General features: G+C 66.6%; 4 protein-coding genes. 3 read left to right on the forward strand and 1 reads right to left on the reverse strand.

The genetic code is table 11. From position 1 onward, the window contains the following. Positions 1-181: 181 nt before the first annotated feature. The 3 genes from IG02_RS0134840 to IG02_RS0134850 are packed head-to-tail and all read left to right on the forward strand — an operon-like array spanning position 182 to position 3,829. The gene (locus IG02_RS0134840) at positions 182-1,360 is read left to right on the forward strand and encodes a dsDNA nuclease domain-containing protein (protein WP_030757469.1); all 1,179 of its coding nucleotides are present in this window, start codon (positions 182-184) and stop codon (positions 1,358-1,360) included. Beyond that, positions 1,344-1,913, forward strand: a complete 570-nt coding sequence (locus tag IG02_RS0134845) for a hypothetical protein (RefSeq protein ID WP_051766142.1) — start codon at positions 1,344-1,346, stop codon at positions 1,911-1,913. Before IG02_RS0134840 ends, IG02_RS0134845 begins: the two co-directional genes overlap by 17 nt. Further along, positions 1,910-3,829, forward strand: coding sequence for a hypothetical protein (locus IG02_RS0134850; protein WP_030757475.1), 1,920 nt, complete (start codon positions 1,910-1,912; stop codon positions 3,827-3,829). The genes IG02_RS0134845 and IG02_RS0134850 overlap by 4 nt, the downstream gene beginning before the upstream one ends. A gap of 101 nt (positions 3,830-3,930) precedes the next feature. Here IG02_RS0134850 and IG02_RS0134855 read toward each other — a convergent pair whose 3' ends face one another. Continuing rightward, positions 3,931-6,600, reverse strand: a complete 2,670-nt coding sequence (locus IG02_RS0134855) for a DEAD/DEAH box helicase (protein WP_030757479.1) — start codon at positions 6,598-6,600, stop codon at positions 3,931-3,933. Positions 6,601-7,486: the final 886 nt, after the last annotated feature.

Below are 7,486 nucleotides of genomic sequence, written 5' to 3' on the forward strand. Positions count from 1 at the left end.
GGCCAGGGGGCGGTGTCGTTGTCGGTGGTGATGAGCTGGAGGCCCGAGCCGTAGGCGTCCGCCGAAGAGGGAACCGTCCTCAGTGAGGGAACAGTGGCTCCGCGAGTTCCGTCGAAGTGATCGACTGGCCAGTGTTGTACCGCTTACGCTGCGTGCTTGGGGAGAGTGGGCTGGGGGGCATATGGCTGATCCGATTGAGACCGTTGCTCCGGACGATTCTGGTTCGGTCACGCTGCGGCGGTACGAGTATCAGGTTCATGTGGCTGCGCAGGCCATCCTGGAAATGCTCGCTGACGAGCCGGTACGCCATGTGACCTGCGAGCACATCGAGGACGTCATCGTTGCCCGCGGCAGCGAGGAGCAGACCAAGGGCGGCCTCTTCTGGGATTTTCAGCAGATCAAGACACGGGACACGACCACGCCCTGGGCGCTTACGGACGTTCTCGCCAAAGGACCGTTGAAGAGCTTGTGGCGCACGTACCGGGCGGTGAAGGACCAGACGCTCTCATACGGGCTCACAGCTGGGCTGGAGGGCTACCTCGATCCCGCCGACGCACTCGTCACCGCTCTCGCACATGGGGGAGGGACGGATAACGAGCGGTGCCTGGAGCGGGTGACAGCCCACCTGAAGGCCGACGTCAAGGAGGTCTCAGCCTTCCTGGGCCTGGTCCGCATCCGGGAACTGCCCAGACGCGAGGACATCGAGCTGCGCAACACCGCCTTCCTCCACGAGCTCGGCCCGTCCTTGACCGGTGCGGAGATCACCGGCCTCTACACCGAACTCGTACGCCGTACTCGGGAGGCAATGCAGGGCCGTTTGGGCCCGCGGTGGGCCGAGCAGCTAGCGGTGCAGGACCTGCCTGCGAAACTGCTGAGGAAGCGCATCGGCCCCGGCACCGTCGCAGACCTCCGACAGCGTCTGATGCGCCCTGACCACGTACTGCTGACTGATGTATCGCAGCGTCTCAGCGGAGTCGAGACAGCGTTGGTCCGCAAGCTGCGCCGGGGCGCGGCGACGGACGATGTAATCCAGGAAGCTCAGATGGTCCGCGCACATGCCGACATCCACCGTATGAAGCAGCAGTCCCTGGGCACGTGGCCGGCTGACCCGGCCATCGAGGTGGACCTGGACGAGCGGCTGCTGCTGGTCGCGCGCCGTACCATCCGCAGGCACGCGGCAGATCCTCACCCAGCGAACGCCATCTTCGACGGCCTCCAGACCACTCTCGAAACCAGCGCCGTTACCCACGACCGCTGGCCCCTCTATGCCCGGGACAGCGTGCTGCTCATGGGCCGGGCGTGCGCCATCTCCGACGAATGCCGTTTCGACTGGGGGACTGGCCATGAGTCTCCTGCCTGATATCGCCCCGCCCCCCACCGTGCCCCCGGAGTATCCAGACGGACTCCCTCCTTCCGCTGACGCCCAAGCCAGGCTTCTTGTCCTCATCGACGCCTTCTCCGAGACAGCAGCGTCCAAAGGCATCGAAGGCAGGATGAAGCTCGCCAAACTTGACTTTCTCCTGCGCTACCCCGAGCACTTCAACCATCTGATGGCCGAGCGCCGACCCGACGCCGACCCAGGCGACGATCCGTGGCTGACAGGAGCCATCGAGCAGAGCATGATCCGCTATCGCTATGGCCCCTGGGACCCCGCTTACTACGCCCTCCTTGGTGCTCTGACAGGCAAGGGCCTCATCGAGCCCAAGCACGAGAACGCGGTCGCGACCTACCGCACCACGCCAGCCGGAAGAAGGGCCGCGCAGGCCCTTGCCGAATCCGAAAGCTGGCGCCCCGTACGCGAGAGGGCCCGGCTCCTGCGCCGGCACTTCAACCTCACCGGCACCACTCTTAAAGACATGATCTATCGAGCGTTCCCCGACATCGTCGAGGCGGACTGGGGGACACAACTGTGAGAATCCGGATCGAAGAACTGCACCTGGTCGGAACCAGCCGCCGCATCCGGTTCGAGCGTGGGATGAACGCCATTACTGGCGCCATGAGCGGCGGTAAGACGGCGACGATCAGCTGCCTTCGGGCCTTGCTCGGCGCCGATGTAAGCGTCGTCCCCGAGCTCCGAGGGCGCACCATGGCCGGTACCGTACTCATCGGCGACCGCCGCTTCCGCATCGTCCGCCCCCTTGTCACCACGACGACCGCCAAGGTCGATATCGCCGAGATCGGAGGCCAAGAGGAAGCCTGGCGGTTGCCAGCCAGCGAACTCCAAGCCGGCTACGACCACACCTTCCGCGACTGGCTCCTCGACCGCCTCGGCCTGCCTCGCATCAAGGTGCCGCGAGCCCCAACCGACCAAACGAGCCCGCTTGTCCCCGTGACGGCAAGCGACTACCTCATGTACTGCGTCCTGAGACAGAAGGAGATCGACGCTTCTGTCTTCGGCACCGCTGACAACCACGCGAAGAACATCAAACGCCGCTACGTCTTCGAGATTCTGTACGGCATCCATGACCCTGAATCCACCGGACTTCGGGAACGGCTTCGCGAAGTGTCCACGGAGCTCAAGGCCCTCACTGCGGACTCCGTCACCCTGGAACGACTCTTGGCTGAGACAGCCTTCGGCTCACAAGCCCAGCTGGAGGTGCAGCGCACAGCCACTGAGACCAAGCTTCGGGCGGCACGCACAGCGGATCAGCAACTAACGAGTGAGCTCACCGACCCTTCCACGGTGACCCTGCGCTCTCGGATTGCTGATGCTGAAAGCGAACTCGCGCGCATCGACATGGCTACCGCCGCAGAATCTGCAGCGGTAGCCAACCTGCGCGAGCTACACGACCAGCTCATCGCCCAAAGCCGTCGCCTCACCCGCGCACTCGTCGCGGAACGGCTTCTCAACGACTTCGAGTTCCACACCTGTCCCCGTTGCGGGTCCGGCATCCCAGAGCGCGGTGACGACCACACCTGCCGACTGTGCCTGCAGACCCCTCCGCAGACCGCGGCACCGTCATCCCTCGCCAGCGAGCAGGACCGGGTGATTGAGCAGGTTTCGGAAACCAAGCAACTCATAGAGCGCAGCACGAAAAGGATCGAAGAACTCCAGGCCGCACGCGCAGGCCACGCCCGTCTCCGCAGCGACCTCGGAGCACAGCTAGACCGAGCCACGTCAGCCTTCGTCAGTGATCAGACCGACCGCATCCGCGCCACCGCCGCCGAACAAGCCCGGCTTGAAGAACGCTTGATCAGCCTGGAACAAGCCCTTTCGTTGTACGAGCGTTCCCAGAAGCAGGCACGCCGCATCGCCGAGCTTGAGCAGGAACAAGAATCTCTCAACGCGAGCATCGACGCTTCCAGGCACAGCAACCCTGCCGTCCAAGAACGACTGCGGAAACTCGACGAAGCCTTCGAGACGATCCTCCGCGCCTTCGACACCCCACGATTCGAAGAACCGGCAGGCACGTACATCAGTCGCAAGACGTACCTGCCCATCGTCGACGGCCGGTCCTTCTCAGACCTCGGCTCTCAGGGAGTGGAAGTCCTCGTCAACGTGGCGCACGTCCTCGCACACCAACTTGTTGCCCTGCGCGACAACAGCATTCCGCTCCCGAACATCCTGATCATCGACGGCCTAAGCAACAACGTCGGCCACGAAGGTATCGATCTCGAGCGGCTACGCAAGATGTACACCACCCTGCTCAGCGCTGCCCTCCAGCATATCGATGACCTGCAGATCATCGTGGCGGACAACGATCCCCCGCCCATCTCGGGAGTTCACCGCGCGCTAAAACTGTCGGACACCGATCGCCTCGTCCCAGAAGCGACCGCCGGGCAAGGGGCCCCGGACACAAAAATAGATCAGAGTGGCGACAGCAGCTGAGACACCAGTCGAATCTGCAACCCGCAGTCCCGGCAGACGTTCCCTTGGGGACTGCGGGCTCGGCGCTGTCTGGTTAGCGCACCGATGGGTCGGTGCCAGAGTCATGCCCAAGCGATACCGAGCTCCCGTAGGGCAACGAGTTGCTCCTGAGTGAGCTTGTCCCGCCTCGACTTGGTGTTCGAGACCCACACGCCAAGCTTCACCGGCACCGGCTCGTCCTGGCCATCGACCTCGATCTCGACGACTGCGCCGCGTGGGACCGGCCGATTGCCTTCCCGCTCGACCCACTGGGTGAGGGCCGCGAGGCCGCGTTGAAAGGCTTGCTGCGCCTTGCTTGGCCCCTTCGCCGTGTGGCTTGCCGTCGGGGCGGGGGCCGGGGCCTGGTCGGGCTGTAGGCCCAGCTTCAACAGCCGCTGCTGCTGCTCCTCGGAGAGCTGTTTCCAGGTGCCCGGGTTCTTCTGGCGCTCCAGCCATCGTCCGATGTCATCGTCCTCGAACAGCACCCCGGGTTGGATGTGGGGCAGTACTCCGCCGGCCTCGTCGGCGGCGAGGTCGGCGAGCACCTTGTAGTGGCGTTGCCAGTCGAGGGGCCAGGGACAGTTCCAGTCGGGGTCGATCTCGGCGAGTTGCACGGCCCGGGTTTCCGCGCGCTGCGGGTCTTTGCCGAGGCCGTTTTTGCGGCGGAGGTTGGCGAGGAGCTGTCCGATGGCCAGTTGCTCGCCGTCCCCTTCGCCTTCGCCCCAGACAGCGTCCTGACGCGGCGCGAGGTGCCCAGTGGCCCGCTGGTAGGACCGGAGTGCGGCGAGCTTCTTCTCCCATGCTTCGTCGCCGGGCTCCCACACCATCCCGGCGTCGTCGAGGAGGTCTTTGCGGTGAGGATCGAGCTCTCCGGCCCGCAATGATTTCCGCTGCTGGTGCACCCATCGCCCCAGCGGAAACGCCTTCGTCGTGCCGGCCTTGGTCTCGACGTCATAAGGCACGGCGTACAGGCCGGTGATCCCGTTCTCGGCACGCCACCGGACCAGGGCCTGGTAGCCCTCCAGCCAGACGAGGGACTGGGGGCGGATGACGCGGCAGCGGGTGAGGGCGGCGATGTCGGCGGCCTCGCGGGGGGAGGCGAAGTTGACCACGATGGAGGTGACCCGGTCGACCTCCTGCTGCGCCTCGCTGGTCTCCCCGGGCATGTCCTCGTCCCCCGGCCCGGCCGCGGGGGCGGGGCGGACGTGGACGCGCCGCCGTTCGGTGCCGCGGGTCAGGGCGCGGGAGGCGAGCTGGTCGACCATGCGTTCCGAGTGCGAGCGCAGGGCTTGGAGGATGTCGACCAAGGGCTGGTAGCTGGCCGAGGCGATCATGTCTTTCGGGTCCTCCCCGGGCTGGAGGAAGACGGGGATGATGATCCGTGCGGTCTTGGCCGTGCCGTCGGGGTTGGGGCGCAGGGCACGTCCGATGTTCTGGACGACGTCGACCTGGGAGCTGCGCGAGCCGACGATACACACGGCTTCCACGCCGCGCAGGCCGGTGATGTCGACCCCGACCCCGAGGGCGCGTACGGACGAGAGAAACGCGCGGTGGACCCGCCGGTTGTGGGCGTCGATGCCGTTGGCGAACCGCTGGATCACCGCACGCCGGTGCGCGATGGGATGGTCCCCGCACAGCCAGTCCGCCCACACCCGGTCCGCAGGCACATGACGGCCCTCCTCCAGCTCGTACAGCTCAGCGTCGATCGACGACGCGGGCAGCGCCTCCGCCCCGGCCAGCGCCGCCGCGGATGCCTCAGCGGCATACAGCTCGGCGGCGGTGCGCGGCATCTGCCCGGCGAACGCCTCGGCTTCCTCGACCCGCTGGTGGAACACCATGGTGGTGTGCAGATTCTGCTGCGCCGCGTGCTCCAGCAGCGCCGCCTGGAGCAGGGCCATGCGCCGGCCACGCAGGGCGTCCTCGGACAGGCCCAGGATCGGGTCCGGGTCGCGGATCTCCAGCACGTCGATCTCGAACCCCGCAAGGATCGAGCGTTCCACCGCCTCCGCCAGACCGAGATCGAAAATCCGGGTGCCGTAGGTGCTGGAGTCGTCCTCCATCGAAGCGATCACCAGCTCCCGGCCGTCCCGGCCACGCTGCGGCCGGGGCGCTGCGAGGATCCGCGGGGTCGCGGTCAGGTAGAGCCGGAAGTCGACAGGGATCCGGCTGTTGTCATGGATCGCCGCCCACGGCCGCCCCATGTCCCCAGCCGTCATGTGCCCCTCGTCCAGAATGGCCAGGTCAAACGGAGCCATCCGCTGCCCGTATAGCCGCTCCCCGCCCGCCAGAGCCGATTCCAACGGCCCCGGGACAGTCCCACGCCCAGAGACATCGGCGGGGTCTTCACGGTCCACGAGAGAGGCGTACGTGGCGAACACGACGACCGGCCCGGACCCCGCCCACAGCGCGAGCTGGATCGGGTTGGTGGTGGTGCGTACTCCGAGCTGCTCCAGGACCTCGTCTCTGTCCACCGAGCAGACCGCGACCATCGGCGCGCGATGCCCGACCCGCCGCCAGGACTGGGCACTCTGCACGATCAGGTCCAGCGTGGGCACCATCACCAGAATCCGCCCGCCCGGGAAGTACTCCAGAGCGCACGAAGCGCTGGTGATCGTCTTGCCGGACCCGGTCGCGGACACCCCCATCGCACGCGCACCCTCCGGAGGCACAAAAGATCTTGCAGGAAATCCGGCCCAGTTACGAAAGCTCGACTTCTGGTCGACCTGGTGCTCCTTGAGCGGAATCAAAATCATTTCTAAGCCCTCCCCGATTCCTATTCCTGTGGTCCTTCGATGGCCGCGTGCGGAACGCAGGCCGCACCCGAACCGTTCCAGATCGACGCACCCGCCCTGCGCCGGCCGGGCTTTCCACTGGCCTCGCCCAGCACCCGGCGCCGCGCCGTGGTGTGTGGATGGGCGCGCGGCAGCACGGACTCCCGGACGAACCCCTCCAGCCGCCCCAGGTCCGCCCGTTCACGCTGGCCCCACCCGAGAAGCCGGCACCATGCCGTCCAGCTCCACAACCTCGCACTGCGCCCCGGCCACCAGGTCGTCCGCCTCGCTCGCGGGCACCCACCCGGCGCTCCAGGAGTGCGAACAGTCCCAACCGGGCGCTCGCACCCGCCGGATACTGTGTCACCCGACGCATCAAATCGCTGCTCAGCGCGGAATCTGGTCCGGCAGATTGGCGGTGACCGGTCATCTGACCATCCTCTCGGAACTTGGGAGATTCCCGAGTGACTGGAGGGTGTCTCAGATTTCTGCTAACGATACATGCTGCATCTATCTGAGACAGCCACTACACTAGAACCCGACACGAACGAGCGACCCCGGATTCTCGTAGCCAGCCCGGCCCGCGCCAGCGGGCCGTTGGCCCTGGAGGCGAAGCCGGAAGGGCCGTTGGGCGGGGGAGCGCAGCGGACCGGCCCAACCCGGTGCGGAGCGAAGCGGAGAAACGGTCAGGCCTTGCGCAGCAAGGCCCGGCCTGGGAGCGCAGCGGACAGGCCGTCACCACCCGGACGCAGTCCGGGTGGTGAGCACCTCGCGCAGCGAGGTGCAGCGCGAACCGCGGAGCGGGAGCGCAACCACCGGACGCAGCCCGGTGGTTCGCTTGCCCATCGCGCAGCGATGGGGTACCCGC

The sequence above is a fragment of the Streptomyces sp. NRRL F-5135 genome, from assembly GCF_000719775.1.
In the GTDB taxonomy this organism is placed as follows: domain Bacteria; phylum Actinomycetota; class Actinomycetes; order Streptomycetales; family Streptomycetaceae; genus Streptomyces; species Streptomyces hebeiensis.

What these genes read in the sequence shown, in the direction of transcription:
- IG02_RS0134840 (WP_030757469.1), top strand. Translation starts at nt 182, where the DNA reads ATGGCTGATCCGATTGAGACCGTTGCTCCGGACGATTCTGGTTCGGTC.
- IG02_RS0134855 (WP_030757479.1), bottom strand. Translation starts at nt 6,600, where the DNA reads ATGATTTTGATTCCGCTCAAGGAGCACCAGGTCGACCAGAAGTCGAGC.
- IG02_RS0134845 (WP_051766142.1), top strand. Translation starts at nt 1,344, where the DNA reads ATGAGTCTCCTGCCTGATATCGCCCCGCCCCCCACCGTGCCCCCGGAG.